This window comes from Robiginitalea sp. (assembly GCF_982776155.1).
On record NZ_CEXZKX010000001.1, the window covers coordinates 765,678 to 791,577 of the forward strand.

25 protein-coding genes are annotated in these 25,900 nt (G+C 55.6%); 14 read left to right on the top strand and 11 right to left on the bottom strand.

The window, feature by feature from the left end; all coding sequences use genetic code 11:
* Nucleotides 1-165: 165 nt before the first annotated feature.
* Together fahA and AC3DKS_RS03230 are read left to right on the top strand one after the other, a co-directional pair.
* Nucleotides 166-1,449 carry a fumarylacetoacetase gene (fahA, locus tag AC3DKS_RS03225; protein WP_015755138.1) on the top strand — a complete coding sequence of 428 codons (1,284 nt, stop codon included), beginning with the start codon at nt 166-168 and terminating at the stop codon, nt 1,447-1,449.
* A gap of 116 nt (nt 1,450-1,565) precedes the next feature.
* Nucleotides 1,566-2,756 (top strand): hypothetical protein, encoded by a 1,191-nt coding sequence (locus tag AC3DKS_RS03230; RefSeq protein WP_015755139.1) that lies wholly within the window; start codon nt 1,566-1,568, stop codon nt 2,754-2,756.
* 112 nt (nt 2,757-2,868) lie between these two features.
* On the opposite strand, the gene ytxJ is transcribed toward AC3DKS_RS03230, so the two are convergent.
* Nucleotides 2,869-3,258 (bottom strand): bacillithiol system redox-active protein YtxJ, encoded by a 390-nt coding sequence (gene ytxJ / locus AC3DKS_RS03235; protein ID WP_187289169.1) that lies wholly within the window; start codon nt 3,256-3,258, stop codon nt 2,869-2,871.
* Between the two features lie 125 nt (nt 3,259-3,383).
* Between ytxJ and clpB the strand changes: the two genes are divergently transcribed.
* Both clpB and AC3DKS_RS03245 read left to right on the top strand, forming a co-directional pair.
* The gene (clpB, locus tag AC3DKS_RS03240) at nt 3,384-5,984 is read left to right on the top strand and encodes an ATP-dependent chaperone ClpB (protein ID WP_015755141.1); all 2,601 of its coding nucleotides are present in this window, start codon (nt 3,384-3,386) and stop codon (nt 5,982-5,984) included.
* Between the two features lie 132 nt (nt 5,985-6,116).
* Nucleotides 6,117-6,713 (top strand): TetR/AcrR family transcriptional regulator, encoded by a 597-nt coding sequence (locus AC3DKS_RS03245; RefSeq protein WP_272607404.1) that lies wholly within the window; start codon nt 6,117-6,119, stop codon nt 6,711-6,713.
* Nucleotides 6,714-6,730: 17 nt separating this feature from the next.
* On the opposite strand, the gene AC3DKS_RS03250 is transcribed toward AC3DKS_RS03245, so the two are convergent.
* A complete protein-coding gene (locus AC3DKS_RS03250; RefSeq protein ID WP_272607405.1) occupies nt 6,731-8,191 on the bottom strand; it encodes a PorP/SprF family type IX secretion system membrane protein in 1,461 nt (486 codons plus the stop codon).
* Between the two features lie 92 nt (nt 8,192-8,283).
* On the opposite strand from AC3DKS_RS03250, the gene AC3DKS_RS03255 reads away from it, so the two are divergent.
* Nucleotides 8,284-8,832 carry a SixA phosphatase family protein gene (locus AC3DKS_RS03255; protein ID WP_015755144.1) on the top strand — a complete coding sequence of 183 codons (549 nt, stop codon included), beginning with the start codon at nt 8,284-8,286 and terminating at the stop codon, nt 8,830-8,832.
* 51 nt (nt 8,833-8,883) lie between these two features.
* Here AC3DKS_RS03255 and AC3DKS_RS03260 read toward each other — a convergent pair whose 3' ends face one another.
* Complete coding sequence (locus AC3DKS_RS03260; RefSeq protein ID WP_272607406.1) at nt 8,884-9,633, bottom strand: DUF6503 family protein; 750 nt, start codon at nt 9,631-9,633, stop codon at nt 8,884-8,886.
* Between the two features lie 107 nt (nt 9,634-9,740).
* Between AC3DKS_RS03260 and smpB the strand changes: the two genes are divergently transcribed.
* The gene (smpB, locus tag AC3DKS_RS03265; protein WP_015755146.1) at nt 9,741-10,202 is read left to right on the top strand and encodes an SsrA-binding protein SmpB; all 462 of its coding nucleotides are present in this window, start codon (nt 9,741-9,743) and stop codon (nt 10,200-10,202) included.
* Here smpB and AC3DKS_RS03270 read toward each other — a convergent pair whose 3' ends face one another.
* Nucleotides 10,203-10,844: a protein-L-isoaspartate(D-aspartate) O-methyltransferase gene (locus AC3DKS_RS03270; RefSeq protein WP_015755147.1), complete on the bottom strand. Its 642-nt coding sequence runs from the start codon at nt 10,842-10,844 to the stop codon at nt 10,203-10,205. It lies immediately after the preceding gene.
* A gap of 147 nt (nt 10,845-10,991) precedes the next feature.
* On the opposite strand from AC3DKS_RS03270, the gene AC3DKS_RS03275 reads away from it, so the two are divergent.
* The 8 genes from AC3DKS_RS03275 to AC3DKS_RS03310 are packed head-to-tail and all read left to right on the top strand — an operon-like array spanning nt 10,992 to nt 18,240.
* Complete coding sequence (locus tag AC3DKS_RS03275; RefSeq protein ID WP_272607407.1) at nt 10,992-11,978, top strand: Gfo/Idh/MocA family protein; 987 nt, start codon at nt 10,992-10,994, stop codon at nt 11,976-11,978.
* A 15-nt stretch (nt 11,979-11,993) separates the two neighbouring features.
* A complete protein-coding gene (locus AC3DKS_RS03280) occupies nt 11,994-12,881 on the top strand; it encodes a 3-hydroxyacyl-CoA dehydrogenase family protein (RefSeq protein WP_272607408.1) in 888 nt (295 codons plus the stop codon).
* Between the two features lie 4 nt (nt 12,882-12,885).
* Nucleotides 12,886-14,121, top strand: coding sequence for a DUF1015 domain-containing protein (locus AC3DKS_RS03285; RefSeq protein WP_272607409.1), 1,236 nt, complete (start codon nt 12,886-12,888; stop codon nt 14,119-14,121).
* Between the two features lie 48 nt (nt 14,122-14,169).
* Nucleotides 14,170-14,823, top strand: coding sequence for a YggS family pyridoxal phosphate-dependent enzyme (locus AC3DKS_RS03290; RefSeq protein WP_041327836.1), 654 nt, complete (start codon nt 14,170-14,172; stop codon nt 14,821-14,823).
* A gap of 19 nt (nt 14,824-14,842) precedes the next feature.
* A complete protein-coding gene (locus tag AC3DKS_RS03295; protein WP_272607410.1) occupies nt 14,843-15,970 on the top strand; it encodes an exonuclease domain-containing protein in 1,128 nt (375 codons plus the stop codon).
* Complete coding sequence (locus tag AC3DKS_RS03300) at nt 15,967-16,812, top strand: ion transporter (RefSeq protein ID WP_015755154.1); 846 nt, start codon at nt 15,967-15,969, stop codon at nt 16,810-16,812. The genes AC3DKS_RS03295 and AC3DKS_RS03300 overlap by 4 nt, the downstream gene beginning before the upstream one ends.
* The gene (gene miaA / locus AC3DKS_RS03305; protein ID WP_015755155.1) at nt 16,812-17,732 is read left to right on the top strand and encodes a tRNA (adenosine(37)-N6)-dimethylallyltransferase MiaA; all 921 of its coding nucleotides are present in this window, start codon (nt 16,812-16,814) and stop codon (nt 17,730-17,732) included. Before AC3DKS_RS03300 ends, miaA begins: the two co-directional genes overlap by 1 nt.
* Entirely contained in the window at nt 17,725-18,240 is a 516-nt protein-coding gene (locus AC3DKS_RS03310) for a gluconokinase (protein WP_015755156.1), read from the top strand. Before miaA ends, AC3DKS_RS03310 begins: the two co-directional genes overlap by 8 nt.
* A 52-nt stretch (nt 18,241-18,292) precedes the next feature.
* Here AC3DKS_RS03310 and AC3DKS_RS03315 read toward each other — a convergent pair whose 3' ends face one another.
* From AC3DKS_RS03315 to recN, 7 genes are all read right to left on the bottom strand, one after another.
* Nucleotides 18,293-19,015 carry a response regulator transcription factor gene (locus tag AC3DKS_RS03315; RefSeq protein ID WP_015755157.1) on the bottom strand — a complete coding sequence of 241 codons (723 nt, stop codon included), beginning with the start codon at nt 19,013-19,015 and terminating at the stop codon, nt 18,293-18,295.
* A gap of 9 nt (nt 19,016-19,024) precedes the next feature.
* The gene (locus AC3DKS_RS03320; RefSeq protein ID WP_041327234.1) at nt 19,025-20,605 is read right to left on the bottom strand and encodes a sensor histidine kinase; all 1,581 of its coding nucleotides are present in this window, start codon (nt 20,603-20,605) and stop codon (nt 19,025-19,027) included.
* Nucleotides 20,606-20,666: 61 nt separating this feature from the next.
* Nucleotides 20,667-21,269, bottom strand: coding sequence for a dephospho-CoA kinase (gene coaE, locus AC3DKS_RS03325; protein ID WP_272607411.1), 603 nt, complete (start codon nt 21,267-21,269; stop codon nt 20,667-20,669).
* Nucleotides 21,266-22,219: a CdaR family protein gene (locus AC3DKS_RS03330; protein ID WP_015755160.1), complete on the bottom strand. Its 954-nt coding sequence runs from the start codon at nt 22,217-22,219 to the stop codon at nt 21,266-21,268. Before AC3DKS_RS03330 ends, coaE begins: the two co-directional genes overlap by 4 nt.
* Nucleotides 22,220-22,222: 3 nt before the next feature.
* Nucleotides 22,223-23,239 carry a glycosyltransferase family 2 protein gene (locus AC3DKS_RS03335; RefSeq protein WP_272607412.1) on the bottom strand — a complete coding sequence of 339 codons (1,017 nt, stop codon included), beginning with the start codon at nt 23,237-23,239 and terminating at the stop codon, nt 22,223-22,225.
* Between the two features lie 80 nt (nt 23,240-23,319).
* Complete coding sequence (locus AC3DKS_RS03340) at nt 23,320-24,132, bottom strand: enoyl-ACP reductase FabI (RefSeq protein WP_015755162.1); 813 nt, start codon at nt 24,130-24,132, stop codon at nt 23,320-23,322.
* Nucleotides 24,133-24,235: 103 nt separating this feature from the next.
* Nucleotides 24,236-25,891 (bottom strand): DNA repair protein RecN, encoded by a 1,656-nt coding sequence (gene recN, locus AC3DKS_RS03345; RefSeq protein WP_015755163.1) that lies wholly within the window; start codon nt 25,889-25,891, stop codon nt 24,236-24,238.
* Nucleotides 25,892-25,900: the final 9 nt, after the last annotated feature.

The window sequence follows — 25,900 nt, forward strand, 5'->3', positions numbered from 1 at the left end:
GAGCCGGCTTTTTCCGTTCTGCGCTACCCCCCGTAATTACAGGCGATACGGCCATGGCTGGCAGGTTTGATTCCGCTCGGTAAAAGTACGAAAGGACAGCAGTTAAACCAGATAAAATGATATATTTGATCAGGAACTTATCAAATAAAAAATTAACAATATCCTATGTCCATTAAAGCCAATGACCCGAGCCGACAGTCCTGGCTCAACGTACCTGAAGATTCCGATTTTCCCATCCAGAACATCCCCTTCGGGGTTTTTCTGACCCGGGACGATGTGATCACGATTGGAACCCGGATCGGGGATACGGCCATCGACCTGGGTGCCATGCACCAGCTCGGGTATTTCCGGGATATTCCCCTGACGGACGATATTTTCCTGCAGGATAGCCTGAATGATTTTATTTCGGACGGCAAAAAAACCTGGCGCCTGGTGCGGAACCGGATTGCCGAGGTATTTGATAAAAATAACCCGGAGCTGCAAGAACACGAAGCGCATCGCAAAACCGTGTTGTTCGACATGGATGAAATTGAGATGCAATTGCCCGTGCAGATTGGCGATTACACGGATTTCTATTCGAGCAAGGAACACGCCACAAATGTGGGCAGCATGTTCCGTGATCCGGATAATGCCCTGTTGCCGAACTGGCTGCACATCCCGGTGGGGTACCACGGCAGGAGTTCCACAATCGTACCCAGCGGGACGCCCGTGCGACGCCCCAATGGACAAACCCTGCCCAAGGATTCGACACAACCCGTATTCGGACCTTCCAAACGGGTGGATTTTGAGCTGGAAATGGCATTTATCACCACGGATGCCAACAAGATGGGCGAGCCTATCCCCGTGGCGGAAGCAGAGGACTATATCTTTGGCCTGGTCCTTTTTAACGACTGGAGCGCCCGGGACATCCAGAAATGGGAATACGTCCCGCTCGGCCCCTTCCTCGCAAAGAATTTTGCCTCGTCCATATCCCCCTGGATCGTTACCCTGGATGCCCTGGAGCCGTTCCGCACCGAGAGCCCGGCCCAGGATCCCGAACCCCTCCCCTACCTGCGCCAGACGGGGAAAAACAGTTTTGACATTTCCCTGGAAGTAGACCTGATCCCGGAAGGCGGCGCGCCGGCCACCATTTGCAAATCCAATTTTAAATACATGTACTGGACGATGGCCCAGCAACTCGCCCACCATACCGTGAACGGCTGCAAGGTGAACAGCGGGGATATGATGGGAAGCGGCACAATTTCAGGCCCCACCCCGGATTCCTACGGATCCATGCTGGAGCTTTCGTGGGCCGGCAGCAAGCCGTTATCCCTCCCGGGCGGAGCCACGCGGGTATTCCTTGAGGATGGGGACACCGTGGTAATGCGGGGACATTGCAAATCGGAAGGCCTGCGTATCGGCTTCGGGGAAGTTCGCACAAAACTCTTGCCTGCCCCGGCATCCAATTAACTGCAGCACAGTCTTTTGATCCCATTTATACGAAGTTTCATCGATTTTCGTTCTATTTAGGGTTGATTTTGGCACAAACCTTGAAAACCATTTGCCAAACCCCTAAACAGACCATCATGAAAAAAGCACTACTCTGCGGACTCGTCCTGGTTCTGGCCGCTGCCTGTGGCGGCGTCAGGAAAACCCAGGAAGCCGTGAACACCGGAAATTACCAGCAAGCCATCCACCGGGCCATCGACAACCTGGCGGACAACAAGACCAAAAAGGGCAACCAGGCCTATGTGCTGTTGCTGGAAGAAGCTTATGCAAAGTATACCGAGCGGGAATTGCAGGAGATTGCCTTCCTGAAACAGGACGGGAATCCGGCCAACCTGGAAACGATTTATGAGAAATACAACCACCTGAAGGAGGTCCAGAACCGGATCCGGCCGCTCTTACCCCTCCCCATCTTTGAGGAGAACCGGGATGCGAGGTTTCGATTTGAAAATTACGACCGGGAAATCCTGGCCACCAAAGACGACCTTTCGGAATACTTGTATACGAATGCCTCCCAGCTGCTGGCCGGGGCGCAGACCAAGTACGACTACCGGCAGGCCTATGACGATTTCAGGTACCTGGAGGAGATCAACCCGGGGTACGGGGATACGCGTGACCTGATGGAACAGGCCCGGATCAAAGGACTGGACTATGTCAAGGTTACGATGATCAACGATACCCAGCAAATCGTGCCGGCCCGCCTGGAGGAGGAATTGCTGAATTTCAACACCTACGGCCTGGACGACCTCTGGACCACCTACCACACCAACCCCGTGGATGAGGTGGAATACGACTACGAAATGCAGGTTGCCTTCCGGGATATTGTTATTTCCCCGGAGCGCGTCAACGAAAAGCAATTTATCCAGGAACGCCAGATCCCGGACGGCAAACAATTCCTCCTGGACGAGGAAGGCAATGTGGTCAAGGACAGCCTGGGCAATAAGATTGAAGTAGACCGCTTCCGTTCCGTGCGATGCAACTTTTACCAGTTCACGCAGCAGAAAACCGCCCACGTAAACGGGAATGTGAATTTTATCGACCTGCACACCCGCCAGTCACTCAATTCCTATCCCCTGGCCAGCCAGTTTGTATTTGAACATGTCTACGCCAATTACGACGGGGACAGGCGGGCATTGGACAACGATTTGGTAGCCCTGCTGGACCTCGCCGCCGTGCCGTTCCCTTCGGATGAGCAGATGGTTTACGATGCAGGGGAGGATTTAAAGGCCCGGTTGAAAAACATCCTCCAACGACAGAAATTCAATCGCTAGGGATTGCGTTTCCCTGGTATGGAATTGCCAGGCAATACCCATTATTTGAAGCCCCGGTCTCAGGCCGGGGTTTTTTATTGCCGTACATTCAGGATTAAGCGGATACGGGCTTTCAGCCAACCGGGAATTCCTCAGGGTCCAGGCTCTCGATAGCGCCGTGGGAAGCGTGAGCCACCAGTTCCCCGTCGCGGATAACCAGCACCTGGGGGGATTGGTGGGTGCAACCGAACCGTCCTGCCACCAAATCCGAAAGGGGCCGGTTCCGCTTTACGTCGATCAGGAAAAACTCCGCCGCCCCAGCCGGCCACAGGCCCTGGAAGCGCCCGAGCATGATCCGGCTGATCCCGCAGGAATTGGAATGCTTGAACACCACCTGCAGCCCGCCTTCCGCAACAGCGTTAAAAAGGGCCTCCCCCTCCGGGTCTTCCAGGTTGTTCCAGGGAAACCCTCCCCGGGATTCCCCTTCCGTGTTGTCCCCCGACCCAAATAGGTTTCCAAACATATTTGCAATTCCCATATATCCTGTCTTATTGTCTTGAATTATTCGTTTTTGGCTGTCAAAATGGCGGTGAAGCCCCCTTGGTAGGATTCTTGACATCCAAGGGCATAAACGTAAGCATAACAAGGATGAACATAAATAATTTTACCATAAAATCCCAGGAGGCCATCCAGCAGGCGCAGCAGCTCGCCCAGGAGATGGGCCACCAGCAGGTGGAAAACGAACACCTCTACAAGGCCATCGCCACCGTGGATGAAAACGTCCTCCCTTTCCTGCTTAAAAAACTGCGGGTCAACGATGTGCTCGTGGGGCAGATCGTCGACAAGGAACTGGAATCCTTCCCAAAGGTTTCCGGAGCGGACCTGATGTTTTCGGCAGAAGCCGGGCGTACGCTGAATGAAGCAAACTCCATCGCCCGGAAGGATAAAGACGAATACGTATCCGTAGAGCACCTGATCCAGGCCATCCTCCGGTCGAAGTCGAAGGTGGCCCGTATCCTGAAGGATCAGGGCGTGAACGAGAGAGACCTGGGCAGTGCCATCGCAGAACTCCGCAAGGGCGGGCGGGTTACCTCCCAGAGTGCCGAGGACACCTATAATTCCCTGGACAAATATGCGCGAAACCTGAACCAGCTGGCCGATGCCGGCAAGTTGGACCCGGTTATCGGCAGGGATGAGGAAATCCGCCGGATCTTGCAGATCCTCTCGCGGCGAACCAAGAACAACCCGATGCTCGTCGGGGAACCCGGAACGGGCAAAACGGCTATTGCCGAAGGCCTGGCCCACCGCATCGTCCAGGGCGACGTGCCGGAAAACCTGAAAGACAAGGTCATTTACTCCCTGGATATGGGGGCCCTGATTGCCGGGGCCAAATACAAGGGCGAATTTGAAGAGCGCCTGAAATCCGTAATCAAGGAAGTCACGACTTCGGACGGGAATATCGTGTTGTTTATAGACGAGATTCACACCCTGGTAGGGGCCGGGGGCGGGCAGGGCGCCATGGATGCCGCCAACATCCTCAAACCCGCGCTTGCGCGGGGGGAATTGCGGGCCATCGGCGCCACCACCCTGGATGAATACCAGAAATACTTTGAAAAGGACAAGGCGCTGGAGCGGCGCTTCCAGAAAGTCACCGTCGAGGAGCCCGATACGGAGGCTGCCATCTCGATTCTCCGTGGGCTGAAGGAAAAATACGAAACCCACCACAAGGTCCGGGTCCGGGATGAAGCGGTCATCGCGGCGGTGGAGCTTTCCGAGCGGTATATCACGAATCGCTTTTTGCCGGACAAGGCCATCGACCTGATGGACGAGGCGGCGTCCAAGTTGCGGATGGAGATCAACTCCAAGCCGGAGGAACTCGATGCGCTGGATCGGAAAATCATGCAGCTCGAAATTGAAATCGAGGCGATCAAACGGGAAAACGACCCGGATAAACTCAAAGCGCTGAATGCGGAGCTGGCAAACTTCAAGGAGGAGCGCAATGAGATCTTTGCCAAATGGGAAAGCGAACGCGAAGTGGTGGACGGGATCCAGAAGACCAAACAGTCAATCGAGGAATACAAGTTGGAAGCCGAACGGGCTGAACGCAATGGCGATTATGGCCGCGTGGCCGAATTGCGGTACGGGAAAATCAAGGATGCACAGGCCCAGCTGGAAAAGTTGCAGGAGGAACTCGCCAGCCAGCAGGAGGCCGGGACGCTGATCAAGGAAGAGGTCACCCGGGAGGATATCGCCGAGGTGGTGGCTAAATGGACAGGGATCCCGGTAAACAAGATGCTTCAGAGCGAACGGGAAAAGCTCTTGCAGCTCGAGGAGGTCCTCCATAAGCGGGTCGTCGGGCAGGATGAGGCTATCGAAGCGGTATCCGATGCGATCCGGCGAAGCCGTGCCGGCCTGCAGGACGCCAAACGGCCCATCGGCTCCTTCCTGTTCCTCGGAACGACCGGGGTGGGGAAAACCGAACTGGCCAAGACACTGGCCGCCTACCTCTTTGACGACGAAAACGCAATGACGCGAATCGATATGTCCGAATACCAGGAACGCCATGCGGTAAGCCGCCTGGTGGGGGCTCCTCCGGGCTATGTAGGATATGACGAAGGGGGACAACTCACCGAGGCCGTCCGCAGAAGGCCCTATTCGGTGGTCCTGCTGGACGAAATCGAAAAGGCCCACCCGGATACATTCAATGTCCTTTTGCAGGTTCTCGACGAAGGCCGGCTAACCGACAACAAGGGTCGCGTGGCGGATTTCAGGAACACGATCATCATCATGACCAGCAACATGGGCAGCCATATTATCCAGGAAACCTTTGAGGACAACCCGGATATTTACAGTGCTACGGAAGCCGCCCGGGTAGAAGTCCTGGGCCTGCTGAAGAAATCCATCCGCCCGGAATTCCTCAATCGGATCGATGACATCATCATGTTTACCCCGCTGAGCCGGGAGGATATCCGGCAGGTGGTGCGCTTGCAGCTGGACCATGTACGCAGCATGCTGGCCGCCCAGCACATCGAGATCGACGCCACGGAAGAAGCCGTAGAGTACCTGGCAGACAAGGGGTTTGACCCGCAATACGGGGCGCGCCCCATCAAGCGGGTGATCCAGAAGGAAGTACTCAACAAACTTTCCAAAGAATTGCTCAGGGGCAGCATTCGCACCGATGGCGTGGTGCTGATCGACAGCTTTGAGAACGAGCTGGTTTTCCGCAACCAGGATGAGTTGGTGGAATAACCGGTAATGCTTTAAAACCCGCCGATTACAGCGGGGTAAATGCCCCCGGCCAGCTGGCCGGGGGTTTTATTTTTGGCTACTATTATACCATACCGTATCTAATTTTTATATTAGCAGGAAATAACCACCTACATGACTACCAAAGCCGAACGGACCACAGCCTACATTATTGAAACCGTGGCCCCTATTTTCAATCGGCAGGGATATGTGGGAACGAGTATGAGCGACCTCACGGAGGCAACCGGCCTCACCAAAGGGGCGCTTTACGGGAATTTCGAAAACAAGGACGCGCTGGCCCTGGCGGCCTTTGAATACAACAGCACCCGGTTGCTGAATGCCCTGGAGGAGCAATTAAGCGGTCCGGGCACCGCCATGGAGCGCCTGGCCAACCTCACAGAGTTTTATAAGAATTACGATACGTTTACGCGGGATATGGGAGGATGCCCCATCCTGAATGTGGGGGTGGATGCGCAGTATAACCACCGCACCCTGGCCGCCGCGGCCCGCGAAACAGCCCGGACGATTGAAGGGAAAATCGCCGTGGTCCTTGAAGACGGTATCCGGGAGGGCGAACTGCGCCTGCCGGTTCCCCCGCTGCTCTTTGCCAAACAACTCTTCACAATGATCCTCGGGGCCGTCACAATGGCCACGATCAGCAACGACCGGAAATACCTCCACAATACGATTGCCTACCTGGAAATCCTGATCAAAAAAGAACTCGGCAAATAATCTGCTGGCAACGGCTGTCAGCGGATCCTCAGGATCCACAGGTCGCCCTGGTACCTGCCTGAGAATTTGCTGTCCCTGGCCCGCCGGGCGGCTTCTATGGAATCGTACCTCCTCAGGAATACGTAATTGTATTTGTTGGAACTCCTGTAGAACGATCCGGGCTCCAATCCGGCATCCCGCAATTGCTTCATAAAAGCATCGTAATACCGCTTGGTGCCGAAGACATTGGCTATCAGGTAATAGCCGGGCTCCAGGTCGCCTTCCTGGGCGAGTTCCTCATACCGCTCTCCTTTCTCGGGCGTGACTTCCTCCTCCTGCAGGGCCAAAGCCCGCTCGGCTTCCTGGATGGAATCCTGCCTCCGCTGTTCGGCAAGGAGCTGCTCCTGGCGGCGTACGGTTTCCAGGGAATCCCGGCGCATCTCTGCCAGCCGGGTCGCTTCGGCCTCCCGGGCCAGTCTAAGGGAATCGGCCTCCACCAGTCGGGCTTCCTCTTCGGCCTGCCGGCGGGCAGCTTCGAGTTCGGCTTCCCGTTCCAGGTCTTCCTCCACATCGAATCCAACCACTTTCTTCCGCTTATCCGTCTTCCCGAAATCGTAGGAGGCCACAAATTCGTATGTGAGTCCGTCCGTTTCAGGGGCGTTGTCCGATGCAAATTCCACTACCCCCCCTACCGAGAGGTTTTGGAAGAAGCGTCCCCCCAACCCCAGGGAAGGTCCGTAAAAACTGTTATATCCGCCCTGCAACCAGTAACGCGTGGCGGAAAACGAGGCGTTGATACCGTATTGGGTGTCAAAACCCGGGATTTGCTTAAAGTACACCAGGGGTGTAAACCGGTTCGGGCGGGCCGCGGTGCCGCCTCCCGTATCGAATCCATATCGGGCCATCCCCATAACGACCTTCTGGTCGTTCTCGGAAACGGCGCCCCGGTAGTTGAAGCTGTAATCAAACAGGTTTTCGAATGCCATTCCCACACCGAAATCCCCCACATTCAGGGTGAATCCCGGCATCACCTGGATGATAAAATCCGTATTGTCGTCCGGAAACGGCAAAATGGGTTCCTGGAGGATTCCGCTGTCATCCGATAGTTTCTGGCTATAGGCAAAGAGGTTCGTACCGAATGCCAGGTTGATGGACTCGGTAAAGGGGATACTGAAGGCGAAGTTTACAAAACCTCCCGTTTGCTGGAAAATCTGTGTGTTATGCTGAAGGAAACCGCCTGAAAACGCCATATCGCTCTGCCGGTTGCCATACTGCAGCAGCAAGGTCGTGGGATCCGCGTCCGGGGTCTGCCATTGCCAACGGGACCAGGTACTGATCCGGTGTTGGGCCTGCTGGTCGAGGCTCAGGGTCGGGTTAAACAGGTTGGGGGAAACCAGCAACAGGTTCTGTTGCCGGAAATCCGGGGGCAGGGGTTCCTGTTGTCCGAAAACCGTAGCAGCAGCCATTACCAGCACGAAGGACGTGATGCTTTTTACCATAGCGCAAAGCGATTAAAGGTAACGATATACTATATTTGGTGAAATACAGTTAAATTCAGTGGGGAAGACAAATTTACACAAACCGTGTCATTATGAAAATAAATAACTGCCTTATCCTGCTAATGGCCCTGATGCTCGGGCTTTCATGCAAGGATGATCCGCAAACGGCAACGATGGACCCCGCGCCGGGAGAAGTCACTACTTTTTACCTGATCCGCCATGCTGAGAAAGATCGCAGCAACCCGCAGGATGCGGATCCGGAATTGACACAAAAGGGGCTCGGAAGGGCCATGCACTGGGCAGAAATCCTCAATGAAGTTTCCCTGGATGCCATCTATACCACGGATTACGAACGCACGTCCATGACGGCCGCCCCGGCTTCCGTCAAACAAGATATCACGGTACAATATTACGACCCCGAGTCCCTGGATGCCGAAGCCTTTAAAACGGAGCATGCAGGGCAGAATGTCCTGATTGTGGGCCACAGCAATACCACGCCCGACCTGGCCAACCGCTTACTGGGCGAAGACCGCTTTTCCCCGATGGACGATACCGATAACGGCTCCTTATTCATCGTACAGGTAGTGGGAAGCCAGTCCACGGCTACCCGATTGGTATTCAATTGCAACTGCCCAAAATAACCAGCCCGGGGTTCCTTTAGTGCGCCAGGACCTAATACAACCGGCGCCTTATCAGAAAGTATCCGGGTCCACCTGTACATCCTCCAACTCAATCACCGAAAGCAACTCCAGTTTCCCGGCTGTGTAAAGACTGTCGATGGCTGCAATGGGGGCGGCTACCAGCGGTTTATAGTTCCGGTAGTCCTGAAAGCGGATACCCCCCACTGAGCGGTCGTTATAGGCCACGCGGAATCGCTGCCCGCCCCCGTCAGTATGGTATTCATAGGCCAGGTAATCCGGTCGGAAAGTCTCCGTATGGAACCAGTAGATAAAAACATCCTCGAAATCCTCTCCCCCGCCTTCCTGGTCAAAGGTGACCCGGATTTTATAATACTCGGAATCTTCCAGCTTTACCCTGCCCAATAGTTCCTTGTTCACAGCCCGGTCATTCAGGCCGTATGGCAGGTAGGCAAAATAGTGGACGGAGTTTACCGAGTTCGCCAGCCGGTTGCTGGTGGTGTCCGGCAGGATCTGCAAGGTGTCGTTTACCAGCCGTTGGAACGTATTGCCAATTTTGCTGTCCGTGATCACAGCCGTGTCTGTGGTGGTAATCCTGCGCAATACCCGTTTCCCGTTTTCACGAAAGGAGACGTAGTCCCGATCCCTGAAGGCGAATTGAATCGCACTCTCCCGATAGCGGTCACCCCCCGCTACTTCGATGGCACGGTCGACGATTTCCTGTGCGGAGAGATCCGCCTGGGCCTTCTCTCCCCGGCATCCCATAATCATTACAGGTATCAGTATCAAAAAGACATATTTCATATTCACGATATTTAAAGACCACAAAAATGATGAATTCCATCTATTGGTCCCGGGATTCCACTTAAAATAACAGTTTAGCCGCATTTTTTCTTTTAATTTTGGGGGCCATGCAGAAACAGATCAACATCAAGAACCGCCGGGCCCGATTCGATTACGAATTGCTGGACACCTATGTAGCGGGTATCGTCCTTGCCGGAACGGAGATCAAATCGATCCGCCAGGGCAAGGCATCCATCGCCGAGGGATTTTGTGAATTCAACGAGGACGGGGAACTGTTTGTGATCAACATGCAGGTAGATGAGTACAGCCACGGGTCCCATTTCAACCACCAGCCCAAGGCTGCCCGAAAACTCCTGCTCAACAAACAGGAACTGGGCAAACTGCACAAGGCGGTAAAAACGAGCGGGAATACGATCATCCCCCTGAACCTGTTTATCAATGACCGCGGCCTGGCCAAACTCCGGATCGCCCTGGCCCGTGGTAAAAAACAATACGATAAGCGGGACACCATCAGAGCCCGGGAATCCAAACGGCAGCTCGACCGCGTCAAAAAAGCTTTTAATTCCTGATCAGCCCTTGTCCTCCAGCATCGGGACAAAGCGGAATGCCCCTCCTGCCTGCCTTTCGAATTTTGTTTTGGAGGCGCGGCGGATAAGCATCATCGTCTGGTCTTCCTCCCCTACCGGCACCACCATCCGGCCGCCTATGGCCAGCTGGGAAAGCAATTCCCGGGGTACCATCGGGGCACCGGCCGTTACGATAATCCCGTCAAAGGGGGCCTCTTCGGGGAGGCCTTTGTAACCGTCGCCAAAGACAAACTTTTTGGGCCGGTACCCCATACGCCTGAAAAAAAGGTTCGTTTTTTTAAAGAGCTCCAATTGCCTTTCGATGGTGTAGACCCGGAGCCTCAAATGCAGCAGGACCGCCGTCTGGTAGCCGCTGCCGGTTCCGATCTCCAATACCTTGTCTCCGGGTTTCAAGCCCAGCAGAGAAGTTTGGTAAGCCACAGTATAAGGTTGGGAAATCGTTTGGCCCGCCGCTATGGGGAACGCTTTGTCCTGGTAGGCGTGGTCCTCAAAACTGCTGTCCATGAAGAGGTGCCTGGGAACGGCGCGAATGGCGTCCAGGACCGCCTTGTCCTCTATGCCTTTAGCGGCTACTGCCCCGGCCAGTTGGTTCCTCTTCCCACGGTGCTTTAAGGTATCCTTCAAGTTTGTCGGTTTTGCGCTAAGTTAGAAAAATAACAGGAGCTTCCCGACCGGGATTTCGTCAGATCCGGCGTTGAAGAGCCCAAGAAAAACCAGCCGGCCCGCTCTGTCTCCCAAACTATGTTTATTTTTGGGAAAAACCTCAAGGATATGATTAAAGCCGGCGTCTTGGGAGCGGGACATTTGGGAAAAATTCACCTGCGCCTGCTCGGGGAATCCCCCCGATACGAACTCGTCGGGTTTTACGATCCGGACCTCGTGCGGGGCAAGCAGGTTTCGGAGGAATTCGGGATCCGGTATTTCGACAATATGGGCGAATTGATTGACGCCGTGGACATGGTGGATATCGTCACCCCCACGCTTTCGCACTACGATTGCGCCGCCCGGGCCATCCGGGAAGGCCGGCATGTATTTATTGAGAAACCCGTAACCCATACTTACGAAGAAGCGCAGGAGTTGATGGAATTGGTGGAAGCCCGGGGCGTAAAGGCCCAGGTAGGCCATGTAGAGCGTTTTAACCCGGCGTTCACGGCTGTTGCAGATGCCATCGACTCCCCCATGTTCATCGAGACGCATCGCCTGGCAGAATTCAACCCCAGGGGCACCGACGTGCCGGTAGTACTGGATTTGATGATACACGATATCGATATCATCCTGAGCGTTGTCCGGTCTCCGGTTCGCGATATCCGGGCAAGCGGCGTTTCCGTTATCAGCAAGTCCCCGGACATTGCCAACGCGCGGATTGCCTTTGAAAACGGCTGTGTTGCCAACCTCACTGCCAGTCGGATTTCCCTGAAGAATATGCGGAAATCGCGGTTCTTCCAGCGGGATGCCTATATATCGGTGGACTTTTTGGAACGTAAAGTAGAAGTGGTCAAAATGAAAGACGCCCCCTCCTCCCCCGGGGAGTTCGATATGATCCTGCAAAACGCGGAAGGGGAGAAGAAACAGATTTATTTTGAAAACCCGGAAATCCGCGCAAATAATGCCATCCTGGACGAACTGGAAACGTTTGCCACGGCCATCGAAACCGGTGGCGACCCGGTGGTTTCCCTGAAGGACGGCGCCCTGGCGCTGGACGTGGCCCTCCGGGTGATCCGGGCTTTCGACGAGCCCGCCCGCGTGGAACCCTCTTAAAAAACAATACCTGAAATGAAGAACATATCAGTGGTAGGCGCCGGTACGATGGGCAACGGAATTGCCCATGTCTTTGCGCAACACGATTACAATGTCCAACTCATCGATATCTCGGAGGATAGCCTGCAAAAGGGCATGGAAACCATTGAGCGGAACCTCCGGCGCATGGTGGCCAAAGGGACTATCGAATCCGAAAGCGTCCAGGCGACGCTGGGGAATATCCAGACCCATACCTCCCTCTCCGAAGGGGTTGCAGGGGCCGACCTGGTGGTGGAAGCAGCGACGGAAAATGCCGGGCTGAAGATGGATATTTTCAGGGAATTGGATGCCTCGGCCCCGGAAGATGCGATCCTGGCCAGCAACACTTCTTCAATCTCCATAACGGAAATCGCGGCGGCTACCGGCCGGCCCGAAAAGGTGATCGGCATGCACTTTATGAACCCGGTGCCCCTTATGCAGCTCGTGGAGGTCATCCGCGGGTACAGCACGAGCGATGCGGTAACCCGCGCGGTATTGGACCTCTCCGTGAAATTGGGTAAAACCCCCACCGAGGTCAATGATTACCCGGGCTTTGTTGCAAACCGCATCCTGATGCCCATGATCAACGAAGCGATTGAATCCCTGTATACGGGCGTGGCCGGGGTGCAGGAAATCGACACGGTGATGAAACTCGGGATGGGCCACCCGATGGGCCCCCTCCAACTGGCAGATTTTATCGGATTGGATGTGTGCCTGTCCATCCTGGACGTACTGAGCGACGGTTTTCGGAACCCCAAATACGCGGCCTGCCCGCTCCTGAGAAAAATGGTCACCGCCGGGAAACTCGGGGTAAAATCCGGGGAAGGCTTTTACAACTATTCCGAGTCGCGGAAAGCCGAACGCGTATCCCGGCAGTTCAGCTGATCCGATGCCAGAAGCACTCCCTTTTGCAGCCATCCGACCTGCCGTAGACAAGGCCCCATTCGTGGTTTCCCGCTCCTGGGACGATTACCCGCCGAGGGACCGGACGGCCGAAATGCGCGCCAACCCGTTCTCCTTCCTGCATATCATCGACCCGGGTTTTAAATTCAACACCCCGCTGAAAGGCAGCCGGCGCCATGAGATGGTCCGCAACCGGTACCTGGAATTTCTGGAAGAAGGTATCCTCGTAAAGGAGAGCCAGCCCTGTTATTACATCTATGAGAGTTCGCGCCCCGGGTTTACCTGTCGGGGAATATTTTGTGCCACACCCACTTCCCGATACCGGGACGGCAGCATCCGCCGGCACGAAGACACCATCCGCCGGCGGGAGGTGTTATTTGCGGATTACCTGGAACAGGTGCGATTTAACGCGGAACCCGTCCTGCTCACCTACCCGGACAACCCGGCGGTGAACGCTGAAACAGCCGCTATCTGCCGTGGAAAACCCCTGTACCATTTTACCACACCGGACCGGGTGGAACACCGGATGTGGGTGGTGCGGGACGAATCCCGGATTCGCGCCATCCGGGAGGCCTTTGCGGGTATCCCCGTGGTATATATCGCAGACGGCCACCACCGGAGCGCCTCCTCCGACCTGCTGGCGCGGAGGCTGCAGGAAAACAACCCGGATCATCACGGCAAGGAGCCCTACAACTATTTCATGAGCTATCTGATCCCGGAGTCCCAGGTGCGTATCCGGGCCTTCCACCGGGTGCTGACCGACCTCGGCGATTTGCAACCTGCCGATATCCTGCTGCAACTCGATGCGGCATTCCGGATTCGGCCCCTGGGAACCCAACCATACGAGCCGACCCGAAAACACGTATTCTCCATGTACCTGGATGGCGCCTTTTACGAGCTGCATTTGCGCAAATCGGCCCGGCCCCGGGAATCCGCCCTGGACAACCTGGATGTCTGCCTCCTGAACGAGAAGGTACTCAAACCGGTTTTCGGCATTACCGATCCGCGCCGGGACCGGCGGCTCCAGTATCGGTGCTGGGAGCACCCGGCACTGGAACTCAAAGCAGCGGTGGACAGCGGGCTGTTCGCTGTGGGCTTCGGGTTGGTACCCGTGAGTATGGAGGAAATCCGGAATGTGGCGGACAGCGGGCAGACCATGCCGCCTAAAAGCACCTTTTTGGAACCTAAATTACGCAGTGGCCTGACTATTTATGATATTTGAACCCAGAGAAGCACTGTGAAAATTTAAATCCAGAGAAGCACCATGTCCATGGAAATAGCGAAAAGACTTGCGGAACTGAAGGAATCCCTGCCGGATGGCGTTACCCTGGTGGCCGTGTCCAAAACCAAGGACGATTCGGCCATCATGGAGGCGTACGAGGCAGGGCATCGCGTTTTCGGCGAGAACCGGGTACAGGAACTCACGGCCAAGTACGAACGCCTCCCCAAGGACATCCAATGGCATATGATCGGGCACCTGCAACGCAACAAGGTAAAATACCTCGCGCCGTTTGTCAGCCTGATCCAGGGGGTGGACAGCCCGCGCCTGTTACGTGAAATCGACAAACGCGGCCGACAGGCCGGTCGGGTCATCGACTGCCTGCTGCAGGTACATATCGCCGAGGAAGACAGCAAATTTGGCTTCGACCGGGAGGAACTCGAGGAGTTGCTCGCAGGCGGGTCGCTCAGGGAGATGGAACATGTACGGGTTCGCGGGATGATGGGCATGGCGACATTTACGGATAATACCGCCCAGGTACGCCGGGAATTTGCCAGTTTAAAAGCATTGTACGACAGGTGGCTGGAAGCCGACCCCCGGGCAGACATCCTTTCCATGGGGATGAGCGGGGACTACCGCATTGCCCTGGAGGAGGGAAGCAACATGGTCCGGATCGGAAGCAGTATCTTTGGCGCCAGGGATTAACAGTAAAAGAACAGGGATTTTGACGTACGCCGTACTCGACATAGAAACCACCGGGGGAAAATTTGACGAAGAAGGGATTACCGAAATCGCTATCCACCGCTTTGACGGCCATGAGGTGGTGGATACTTTTATCAGCCTGATCAACCCGGAACGCCCAATCCAGCCTTATGTTCAGAAACTCACCGGCATCGACCCGAAAATGGTGCAAACCGCCCCGCGATTCCACCAGGTTGCCAAGCGGATAGTTGAAATTACGCGCGACAGCGTCCTGGTAGCCCACAACGCCCAGTTCGACTACCGGATCCTGCGTACGGAATTCAGGCGGCTCGGGTATAATTTCGAGCGGAAAACCCTGTGTACGGTCGATTTGTCCCAGCGGCTGATCCCCGATGCGGAATCGCACAGCCTGGGCAAACTCGTCCGGTCGCTCGGCATCCCGGTCAGCAATCGCCACCGGGCCAACGGGGACGCCCTGGCTACCTTGAAATTATTGCAACACCTGCTGGACCGGGATACCGGCAAGACCATCACCTCGGAGGTGATCCGTGCAGAAACCCTTGGGGAACTCTCCAACCGCCAACTCCGATTTGTGGAGGAGGCCCCGGATTCCGTGGGCGTTTATTACCTGTACGATAAAGATGGCAACCTGTTGTACCTGGATGGCACGCGCGACATGAAACGCAGCCTGAACCGGCACTTTACCGGGGAGAGCCCGCATTCCAGAGCACTGCGGAAACTGACCCGCGAGGTGCGTTTCGAAAAAACCGGAAGCGAATTGATCGCCAGGCTGAAGGCATTTGCCGAGGTCCGGGAAAACAAACCGTCCTACCGACCCAGGAAAAAAGGCCGGCAGGTGACCCCCGGGACGGCCCTCCATATCAACGGGGACCGGTTTCCCCTTGGGGGATGCGATTTATTGCTTGTGGATACCGGGAGGTCCGAGGGAGAGCGTGCCGCAGTTCGCATCGGACAGCAAGGCGTAAAAGGCATGGGGTACTTTGGGCTGAACCATCAAATCAATAATATTCCTATCTTAGAGAATCTGTTGACCCCAATTGCCGACCCCCGGGGCGGTTTGGGCATTGTTGCCGCCTACCTGAAGGATCAGAAGGTCCTGCGGATTGTAGAACTCAACGAATCCTCTTGAAAGACTCCGACAACAATTTCGGCTGGAAGCGCAAGCTCCACGAAATCATCTACGAAGCCGACACCCCGGAAGGGAAATGGTTTGACCTGATCCTGTTTGCGGTGATCATCCTGAGTGTGCTCCTGGTTATGCTGGAAAGCGTCGCGGAATTCGACGCCAAGTACCACCGGGAGTTGCTGGCGCTGGAATGGGTAGTGACGATATTTTTTACCATCGAATACATTGCCCGGGTGGTGTGCATCCGGAAGCCAACCAGCTATATTTTCAGTTTTTACGGCATCATCGATTTCCTCTCCACCATCCCCCTGTATGTTTCCTATATATTTGCCGGCTCCCAGGTACTGCTGGCCGTTAGGGCCCTGCGCCTGCTGCGTATTTTCCGGATCCTGAAACTCGTGCAGTTTATCGGGGAGGCCTCCCAGCTGAAATCTGCCTTGAAGGCGAGCCGGGCCAAGATCTTTGTCTTTATCTATGCGGTATTGATCCTCTCCGTGATCCTGGGCACCATCATGTACATGATCGAAGGGGACGAAGCCGGCTTCACGAGCATCCCGCGCAGCATTTACTGGACGATAGTCACGCTCACCACGGTGGGATTCGGGGATATTACCCCCCAGACAACACTGGGCCAGCTGATCGCCACGATCATTATGGTGCTGGGATATGGCATCATTGCGGTCCCCACAGGCATCGTGACGGTGGAGTACGGCAGACAGAAGCGGGAAGGAACGGCCTCCAAAGAGCCGGTTGTCCACCTGAATACCCAATCCTGCCCTGACTGCGCCGTCGGGGGACACCGGGACGGGGCGGAATTCTGCTTTAATTGCGGGGCCCGGTTGTGATGGGAAAGGTGCTGATCTCCATCGGCGGCCCTACCGGTATCGGCAAGACCACCTGGGCCATCGGCCTGGCCCGGCATTACCGGGCCGAGATCCTCTCCGCGGATTCCCGGCAGTTCTACAGGGAAATCCCCATCGGGACCGCCAGCCCGACATTGTCTGAACAGGAACAGGCGCCCCACCACTTCGTAGGACACCTCTCCGTACACGATACCTATTCCGTCGGGGACTTCCGGCGGGATGCCCTGGAACGCCTCCGGAACCTGTTTAAAACCCATGATATAGCAATCCTTGTCGGGGGGAGCGGCCTCTACCTGGATGCGGTAACACGCGGACTGGACGAATTCCCGGAGGTGGAAGCCAGGATCCGCCGGGAACTCAATGCGCTTTGGCAGGATCAGGGCCTGGGGGCCCTGCAGGAGATGCTGCGCGAAAAAGACCCCGAGTATTATTCCGCGGTAGACCGGCAAAATCCGCACCGGCTGATCCGCGCCCTGGAGGTATGCCTGGTTGCCGGTCGGCCTTACAGTTCATTCCTGGGCAAACGAAAGGCCCCGGAATTTTTCAAAACGATTCGCCTGGGTATCGATGCCCCTAGGGAAACGGTTTACCGCAGGATTGAACAGCGGGTGCAGGCCATGGTGAAAGCGGGCCTGGAAGCCGAAGCCCGGTCGCTCTACCCCTACCGGGACCTCAATGCACTGCAAACGGTGGGGTATCAGGAATTTTTTGCATATTTCGATGGGAAATACGACCGGGATACCGCCCTGGAGGAAATTGCCAAAAACACGCGGCGCTTTGCGAAAAGACAGCTGACGTGGTTCCGGAAAGATCCCGAAATCCATTGGATCCCCTATGATGCCCCCCTGGACCAGGCCATTGAATATATTGACGCACAAATGAAAAATCTGCGCCATGGATAGCAGCCAACCGGACATATTTATCGTAATGGGGGTTTCCGCCTGCGGCAAAACCACCCTGGGAAAGGCCCTGGCAGCCGAACTGGAGTGTCCGTTTTTCGATGGGGACGACTTCCACCCGCCGGAAAATATCGTGAAAATGAAGGCCGAAGAACCCTTGGGCGATTCGGACCGGGAAGGCTGGCTGAAAGCCCTCAATGCGCTGGCCCGCAAACATACGGGCTCGGGAGGGGCAGTGATCGCTTGTTCGGCCCTGAAAGAAAAGTACCGGGACTGGCTCAGGGAGGGGTTGGCACCTGGGAAAATTTGCTGGGTGGTACTAACCGGCACCTTTGACGCCATCCTGGAGCGCATTCAGGCCCGTGCCGACCACTACATGCCCCCTGCTCTGCTCCGCAGCCAATTTGCGGACCTGGAAGTACCCGATTACGGAATCCACCTTCCGGCCTACGGAATGCCAACCGAAGAAATGGTCCGTCGGGTTTCGGCCCATATTAAAACGAACCGCTAATGCGGATATCCGGGCAGGCTGGGCGTACCGCAGCCCACCACAGCCCGGCGGGCTATTCGGATTTTTCAGAATCGGTCTTGACTACCAGGCGGAAGCCTTCCCCGTGGATGTTGAGGATTTCCACGCTATCGTCTTTCTTGAGGTATTTGCGCAGCTTGGCAATGTAAACGTCCATGCTCCGCGATGTGAAATAGTTGTCGTCCCGCCAGATTTTGGTCAGGGCGAGTTCCCGGGGCATCAGGTCGTTTTCGTGCAGGGCCAGGAGCCTCAGCAATTCGTTTTCCTTGGGGGAGAGCTTGGTGGGCTCCTCGTCTTTGTACTTGAGGAACCGCAATTTGGAATTCAGGTGGAAATCCCCGAAATCAAATTCAAATTGCTTGCTGTCCGCCAGGCTGTTGGAGGCTTTCCTCTGCAGGATCGCCTTGAGTTTCACGAGCAGGACTTCCGAATCAAACGGCTTGTTCAGGTAGTCGTCTGCGCCTGCCTTGTATCCTTTCAGCACATCTTCCTTCATGGTTTTGGCGGTGAGGAAGATAATCGGGATGTGGTCGTTTTTCTCGCGGATCTCCTTGGCCAGCGTAAATCCGTCCTTATAGGGCATCATCACATCCAGGATGCAAACGTCAAAAGGCTCCTTTTTAAACTTCTCGAAGCCCTCCATACCGTTTTTAGCCAGGGTAACGTCAAAATCATTCATCGAAAGGTAATCCTTCAGGACGATGCCGAAGTTCGGGTCGTCTTCCACCAAAAGAATCTTTTTATTCTCTGTTTCCATACTCGCTTGTTAAATTAGTGGGAGTTTGATATAAAAAGTGCTTCCTTTTCCTTTTTCACTTTCCGCATACACCTCTCCCTGGTGATCCTCTACTATTTTCTTGACGTAGGCCAATCCCAGCCCATGCCCTTTTACATTATGTATATCCCCGGTGTGTTCCCGGTAAAATTTTTCAAAAATCCGCTTTAAAACGGCTTTGGACATTCCCGCCCCCTGGTCCTGTACCCGGATCAGGATTGCGTTGTTGGCCACCTCCGTATACACGTCGATCTTGGGGGCCTCCGGCGAATATTTCACCGCATTGTCCAGTATATTAACCATCACGTTGCCAAAGTGCATTTCATTGGCCAGAACCTCCGAGCGCTCCGCGTCCAGGTGCGCCTTTACATACCCGCCACGGTCCAGGACAATCAGTTCCACATGGGTAATTGCCTGCCGGATCAGGTCGTGCACGTCTACCCGTTCCTTGCTGATATCCAGCTGGTTCTTTTCGAGTTTCGATATGCGCAGCACGTTTTCCACCTGGGCGTGCATTCGTTTATTCTCGTCCCGGATCATCTGCAGGTACCGGTTGACTTTTTCCCGGTCATCCATGATTTTCGGATTCTTGATGGCTTCCACGGCCAGGTTGATGGTCGCTATCGGCGTTTTGAACTCGTGGGTCATGTTGTTGATGAAATCCGATTTGATCTCAGAAATCTGTTTCTGCCGGATGAGCTGGTAGATGGCGCTCGCATAGGCCACCATAATGATCAGCGTAAAGAGCAGCGATAACCCCGCCATACTCAGCACCGAATTGAGCAGGAACTTTTTCTTTCTGGGGAATGACAACAGCAGGGCGTATTCCGTATTGCCCTCGATGTCCCGGAAGAGCGGCGCCTTGTAATAGTTTTCCCGGTCGTATTTGTATTTCCTGGAGCGGACCTTGGTAGGCAACCCCCGGCTGTAGACCCCGTATTCATAATCGATATCCAGGTTCCGGTCTGCGAGTTCCCGGTCCAGCAGAAGTTCGATTTCCTGCCGGCTCACCCGTTCGTGTATCGGGACTTTTTCCGCGTATTCCCGGTAGATATCGTCAAAGGCCACTTTGTCCAGGATCGGGATACCGCCCACTTTCTCCCATTTCTCAACCGGGTTGTAGCGGTAGGCTTTCCCGTCCAGGCCGTATTCTTCCTTGAAGACCGCGCGGGTTCTTCGGCTCGTATAACTCTTGATGGTGGTGGTATCTGTTATCGTACCACTGTCAAAGAACGTGGAGGCAATGTCGTAATCCTCTTCGAGGATGCCGTGGGAATAGAAGGTAATCTCATTGGAGTTCAGGTCCCGGTCGATAAAGAAAATGTTGCTCCAATGGGCGCTTTTCAATTCGCCGATACTGTCCTTGAGCGTCAGGAACCGGTCCGAGTAATCCTTGATTTCCCGCTCTTCGATCTGGTCCGTCACCTTCGACAGGATTTCCGTGACCACATTCGAGAACTGTTCTTCCTTATCCTCTACCGAACTCTTGATCCAATAGAGTTGAACTGCAATAATCCCTATGAGCGAAAGGCTCATCAGAATGACGAGCAGCACAAATAATCTCCTATTCATCGTCCTGGTAAAAGTAAAAATTTAACATTTAGAGGCGGGGTGGTTTAACCTAACCTTAACACTACGAAGCCCTGGGGGACCCCGGAATTTCAAGCAATTCCCGGTGAATGCGATGTACTGCACGCCGCGTTGCCTCCAATTCCATGTTTTCGATGACAAAGTCGGACAGGGGGATTTTCCGCTTGTCACTCCACTGGGCGTCCATGCGGCTGCGCACCCGGGAGCCGGAAGTGTTATCCCTGGCGACCACGCGCCGGATGCGCTCCTCCTCGGGCGCCGTGACGAGGATGACCTGGTCTAAATTCCGGTATCCCCCGTTTTCAATGAGGATTGCCGCCTCCTGCAGGACATACGGGGCCTCCTGCCGGGCCGACCAGGATCTGAAATCCGCAGCTACTGCCGGGTGTACCAGGGCATTGAGGGCTTCCAGGAGTTTCGCGTCGCCGAAGACACGGGAGGCGATCCAGGCGCGGTTCAGTTTCCCTTCGGCATAAGCTTCCTCGCCCAAAAGGTTTTCGATACGCCCCCGGAGTTCCGGGTCCGCCTCCATGAGTTCCCGCGCCCGGACGTCCGAGTCGTAAACCGGGATACCCAGCTCCCTGAAAAAACCTGCCACCGTGCTTTTTCCGCTTCCGATACCTCCTGTAAGGCCTACCCGCATCATTCGCTTCGCACAATAAATTCCACCGTGGATTCCAGCAGGACCCCGCTTTGGATTGTCCCGGGCTGTTCGGCAATGCGGAGAAGCAGCCGGCCGGTTTCCGGATCCGGGTTTTCAAAATCGGCTACGATCCGGAAATCGGAAGGTTCGAGTTCCTTGAGGGATTCTATCCGTCCCTTGCACAATACCCCCACCGAAGCGGGAAATGTCCGCACTTCCCGGTCCGCTGGCAGGTTGATGACTTCCACCGGGACATCGACAACCGTTTCGGAAAACCGGAACACCCCGGCGGTCACGGTAACCTGCCCAACGGAAAACTGCGTGTTTGGGAGCCGTCCTGCAACGGGTAGGCTGAGGGTCCTGCTAACCGTATCGCGCACCCCGGTAAGCTTCAGGGGTTCTGTCCAAACCTCCCGGATGGTATCGATTTCTCCCGGTGGACCCAGAAGGTGGACATTCGGCGGTTCCACCTGAATCGGCCCATCCAGCATATAGTTCCTGGCCAGTTCTATCTGAACGGCCGCGCGGACGGGGACCGTACGGGATCGGAGGGCCTGGAAATCCAGAAATATGGTATCCCGGGTCATCTCCAGCAGGCCCATGGCCTCCCCAAGTTGACTTTCCACCTGCCGCCTGTAGGCCTCCGGGCCGATAAAATACGCGCCCTTTCTGCGCTGGGCCGTACGGAGATCAATCGCCACATCCCTGGGGCTGATCTGGTACCTCAGGAGCTGGAATCCGCTGGCGCGGACCCGCACATTCAGGTCCCGGGGTGGCTGCGTCAGCAACACGAGGCTGTCCGGGGGTTGTTCATACTGCATCCGGAATGTCAACGTATGGTTGTATGTCTGCGCCAGGCGTATCAGGAGCCAGGCCGAAAAAGAGCAAAAAAGGAACAGGAGAAAGATTTTCGCCTTCGGGGTATTGATTCCGGATTTTAATTTCTTGATCAAGCCTCAGGTATTATAAAAAAGTTCCGGAAAGAGCGTTTGCGGTTTCTTTCTACTAAAGGTAAGCAAGATGGCGGATTTGAAAAAACCCCATCCATACCCCGTAAATTGCACCAGGACTGCAGGGATCGCCAGGCAGGCGGCCCGCCAGTTGCGCGTTGTGCTCCGGGCGCCCACGCCCAGCGCCGCCAGGTAGGCCAGGTAGGCCCCGGCAGGGATCCAGGCCGCGGGGTGCCGAAATAGCAGGGGTAACAGGAGCGCCACGGCCAGTCCCAGCGTGAAAACGGAGGGAAACCAATAGGTAACCCTGGCGCTCCCCGGGTGCCAGCGGTTGAGGATGGGCCGCGCAAGGCCGAATTTGTATACCTGCCTGTAAAATGAATGGAAATCCACCCGGCGTTTGTGGTAGACCACCACCTCCGGGTAATACCCAAGGCGGAAGCCCAGTTTCCGAAGCCTGAGGCTCAGGTCCGGATCCTCCCCGGGATGGATGTTTCCGAACCCCCCGCTTTTTTGGAAAGCTTCGCGGGAAATGCCCATATTGAAACTCCTGGGTTGGAAGGTCTCCCTCCTTTTTGCCCCCCCCCGCAACCCGCCGGTAGTTAGCGCCGAGGTCATCGTATAGCTGATGGCTTGCTGCACGGGGGAAAAAGAAGGGTCGGCTGCATCCGGACCCCCAAAACAATCCAGGGGGTCCGACTGAAGGGCTTCCTGCAGATTCCCTAGGTAACCCGGGGGAAGGATGCAATCCGAATCCACCAAGAGGAAATACTGTCCCCGAGCGCGTTCCATCCCGAAATTCCGGGAGTCTCCTGGGCCGGTATTGGCCTTGCTGAAATAGCGGATATCCAGGTCTCTCCGGAATGCCTCCACCACCTGCCGGGCATCCTTTTCGGAACCGTCTTCCACCACGAGCACCTCAAAGGGGGTGTCCGCCTCCTGTGAGGCCAGGCTGGCAAACAGTTCCCGGAGCTCGTCCGGGCGGTTGTAGACCGGGATTACAAAGGAAAAGAAGGGGTTCATGGAGTCGGGTTAGTCAATCGGCTCCCGTTATCCCGGGGCTGCTGCCTTCCGGCAGGTTCCGGCCGTGCGGGACGGGCGGATTACTCCGAAAATTCGTCGATGATCTCCTGACTGACCCCCGTGCTGGAAAAACCGCCATCGTGAAACAGGTTTTGCATGGTCACCTTCCGCGTCAGGTCCGAGAACAGGCTAACCGTGTAATCGGCGCAATCCTGCGCAGTTGCGTTGCCCAGGGGCGACATCTTCTCCGCATAGGAAATAAAACCGTCAAATCCCTTGACACCCTGTCCGGCGGTAGTAGGGGTGGGCGATTGAGAAATGGTATTGACCCGTACTTTTTTCTCTTTCCCGAAAAAGTACCCGAAGCTTCGGGCGATGGACTCGAGGTAGGCCTTGTTGTCGGCCATGTCGTTGTAATCCGGGAAGGTTCGTTGGGCCGCCATGTAAGTCAATGCCACAATGCTCCCCCAGGGGTTCAGGGCATCCGCCTTGTAGAGGGTCTGCATAACCTTGTGGAAGGAAAGGGCCGATACATCCCAACCCTTTTCCGTCCAGTCGTATTTCTGGTCCGTGTAGTGCCGCCCTTTGCGGACGTTTATCGACATGCCGATGGAATGCAGGACAAAATCCAGTTTGCCCCCGAGAATTTCCATGGACTGGTCCACGAGTTTCTGCAGGTCCTCTTCACTGGTAGCGTCTGCCGGTATGATCTGCGACCCCGTTTTCTCGGCCAGGGCATTGATCTGGCCCATGCGCATGGCTATCGGGGCGTTGGTCAACACAAATGTCCCACCTTCTTCGTGGACTCTTTCTGCCGTCTTCCAGGCGATGGAGTTCTCATCCAATGCGCCAAAAATAATCCCCTTTTTACCTTTCAATAAATTATATGCCATGGTTTGTCGCTTTGTTTAACAGTTCCAAAGATAGCTAAATTGGAGGATTTAACGGCTACGGCAACTCGGGCAGCAACGAGCCGGCCCCGGCTGTTCTCAACGGTCAGTTCAGCAGTTCGCGGGCATGGGTCAGGGCCGTATCGGTCAGCTGGCTGCCCCCGAGCATCTGGGCGAGTTCCTGGATGCGCTCTTCCTGGGAAAGTTGTCGGATCCGGGTGGTGGTGCGGCCTTCGACATCCTCCTTGTATACTTTGTATTGCTGGTGCCCCTTGGAAGCAACCTGGGGCAGGTGGGTAATGGCAAACACCTGCATATGCCGGCTCATTTCCCGCATGATATCCCCCATGCGGTTCGATATTTCCCCGGAAACCCCGGTATCGATTTCATCGAACATCATGGTTGGCAGGGCTTCAAAAGCTGCCAAACGCGCCTTGATGGCCAGCATGATGCGGGAAAGTTCTCCCCCGGAGGCCGATTTTTTAAGGGGTCCGTAGTTTCCTCCCTTGTTCGCCGTAAAAAGCAATTCCAGGACATCGCGGCCGCTTGGCCCGAAGGCTTCCCGTTGCAGCAATTCCCAGGTAAACGACGCATTGGGGATTCCGAGCTCCACGAGTTCCTTTCTCAGATCTTCGGTGAATCCCGGCAACACCCCGGCGCGACGTTCGGATAACTGCCCGGCAATCCGGTTGAGGGAATCCTGCAATTTTTCGATTTTCCCATCCAGCGCCTCAATGTCGGTCTCCAGCTGGGCTGTATCGTGCACTTTCCTGGAAAGGGAGTCCCGGATGGCCAGCAGTTCCTCCACGGTTGCCACCTGGTGTTTCTTTTGCAGATCAAACAGGCGGCCGAGCTGGCTGTTCACTTTTTCCAGCGCATCCGGATCCGGCTGCTGCTGATCCGTCAGGTCGGCAAATTCAGTGGCGATATCGTCGGATTCAATCAACAGGGACTGAACCCGTTCGTGTAATTGGGAAAAACGGGAGCCGTACGCGGCGAGTTTCGAGGTAACTTGCCGCAATCGCCCGAGCATGGCGAGCAAGCCGTACTCTTCCTCCTGCATCACCTGGTCTGCGTTGCCCAGCAGGCCGATGATTTGTTCGGAGTTGCTGAGTGTGGCCTGCTCTTCTTCCAGGCGCTCCTGCATGCCCGGTTCCAGGTTGGCCCCGTTGAGTTCTTCCAGTAAAAATTCATTGTAATCCTGTTCCCGGAAGGCCAGGTCGCGCTCGTTCCGCAGCGCCTGCAACCGCTTTTCCATTTCCAGGTAGGTTTTCCGGGTTTCCCGGTAGGTCTCCAGCAGGGGGCCGTTGCCGGCCAGTGCATCCACCACGCGCAACTGGAAGTCCCTGTCGGTGAGTTCCAGGGTCTGGTGTTGGGAATGAACGTCGATGAGCCGCTGTCCGAGCTCCTCCATGACGCCGAGAGTTACCGGGGTGTCGTTGATAAATGCCCGGGACTTTCCATTGGGTCGGATTTCGCGCCTCAGCAGGGTTTGGGCATCATAGTCCAGGTCGCGGGTCTCGAAGAATTCCCGCATACCCGGGTAGGCGCCAACGGCGAACTCAGCCTCCACCACGCATTTCTTTTCCGTATCGCGGAGCGCGGAGCGGTCGGCCCGGTTGCCCAGTACGAGGCCGAGGCTTTCCAGGAGGATGGATTTACCGGCCCCGGTTTCTCCAGTAATGGTGGTCAGCCCCCCTTTAAAATCGACGCGCAGGTCCTCGATAAGGGCGTAATTGCGAATGGCGAGGTGGGTGAGCATAGAGGCAGC

What these genes read in the sequence shown, in the direction of transcription:
- AC3DKS_RS03290 (WP_041327836.1), top strand. Translation starts at nt 14,170, where the DNA reads ATGGAAATAGCGAAAAGACTTGCGGAACTGAAGGAATCCCTGCCGGAT.
- ytxJ (WP_187289169.1), bottom strand. Translation starts at nt 3,258, where the DNA reads ATGTTTGGAAACCTATTTGGGTCGGGGGACAACACGGAAGGGGAATCC.
- AC3DKS_RS03280 (WP_272607408.1), top strand. Translation starts at nt 11,994, where the DNA reads ATGAAGAACATATCAGTGGTAGGCGCCGGTACGATGGGCAACGGAATT.
- AC3DKS_RS03245 (WP_272607404.1), top strand. Translation starts at nt 6,117, where the DNA reads ATGACTACCAAAGCCGAACGGACCACAGCCTACATTATTGAAACCGTG.
- miaA (WP_015755155.1), top strand. Translation starts at nt 16,812, where the DNA reads ATGGGAAAGGTGCTGATCTCCATCGGCGGCCCTACCGGTATCGGCAAG.
- recN (WP_015755163.1), bottom strand. Translation starts at nt 25,891, where the DNA reads ATGCTCACCCACCTCGCCATTCGCAATTACGCCCTTATCGAGGACCTG.
- AC3DKS_RS03310 (WP_015755156.1), top strand. Translation starts at nt 17,725, where the DNA reads ATGGATAGCAGCCAACCGGACATATTTATCGTAATGGGGGTTTCCGCC.
- AC3DKS_RS03260 (WP_272607406.1), bottom strand. Translation starts at nt 9,633, where the DNA reads ATGAAATATGTCTTTTTGATACTGATACCTGTAATGATTATGGGATGC.
- AC3DKS_RS03250 (WP_272607405.1), bottom strand. Translation starts at nt 8,191, where the DNA reads ATGGTAAAAAGCATCACGTCCTTCGTGCTGGTAATGGCTGCTGCTACG.
- AC3DKS_RS03320 (WP_041327234.1), bottom strand. Translation starts at nt 20,605, where the DNA reads ATGAATAGGAGATTATTTGTGCTGCTCGTCATTCTGATGAGCCTTTCG.
- AC3DKS_RS03230 (WP_015755139.1), top strand. Translation starts at nt 1,566, where the DNA reads ATGAAAAAAGCACTACTCTGCGGACTCGTCCTGGTTCTGGCCGCTGCC.
- smpB (WP_015755146.1), top strand. Translation starts at nt 9,741, where the DNA reads ATGCAGAAACAGATCAACATCAAGAACCGCCGGGCCCGATTCGATTAC.
- AC3DKS_RS03275 (WP_272607407.1), top strand. Translation starts at nt 10,992, where the DNA reads ATGATTAAAGCCGGCGTCTTGGGAGCGGGACATTTGGGAAAAATTCAC.
- AC3DKS_RS03255 (WP_015755144.1), top strand. Translation starts at nt 8,284, where the DNA reads ATGAAAATAAATAACTGCCTTATCCTGCTAATGGCCCTGATGCTCGGG.
- AC3DKS_RS03285 (WP_272607409.1), top strand. Translation starts at nt 12,886, where the DNA reads ATGCCAGAAGCACTCCCTTTTGCAGCCATCCGACCTGCCGTAGACAAG.
- AC3DKS_RS03335 (WP_272607412.1), bottom strand. Translation starts at nt 23,239, where the DNA reads ATGAACCCCTTCTTTTCCTTTGTAATCCCGGTCTACAACCGCCCGGAC.
- AC3DKS_RS03340 (WP_015755162.1), bottom strand. Translation starts at nt 24,132, where the DNA reads ATGGCATATAATTTATTGAAAGGTAAAAAGGGGATTATTTTTGGCGCA.
- AC3DKS_RS03315 (WP_015755157.1), bottom strand. Translation starts at nt 19,015, where the DNA reads ATGGAAACAGAGAATAAAAAGATTCTTTTGGTGGAAGACGACCCGAAC.
- clpB (WP_015755141.1), top strand. Translation starts at nt 3,384, where the DNA reads ATGAACATAAATAATTTTACCATAAAATCCCAGGAGGCCATCCAGCAG.
- coaE (WP_272607411.1), bottom strand. Translation starts at nt 21,269, where the DNA reads ATGATGCGGGTAGGCCTTACAGGAGGTATCGGAAGCGGAAAAAGCACG.
- fahA (WP_015755138.1), top strand. Translation starts at nt 166, where the DNA reads ATGTCCATTAAAGCCAATGACCCGAGCCGACAGTCCTGGCTCAACGTA.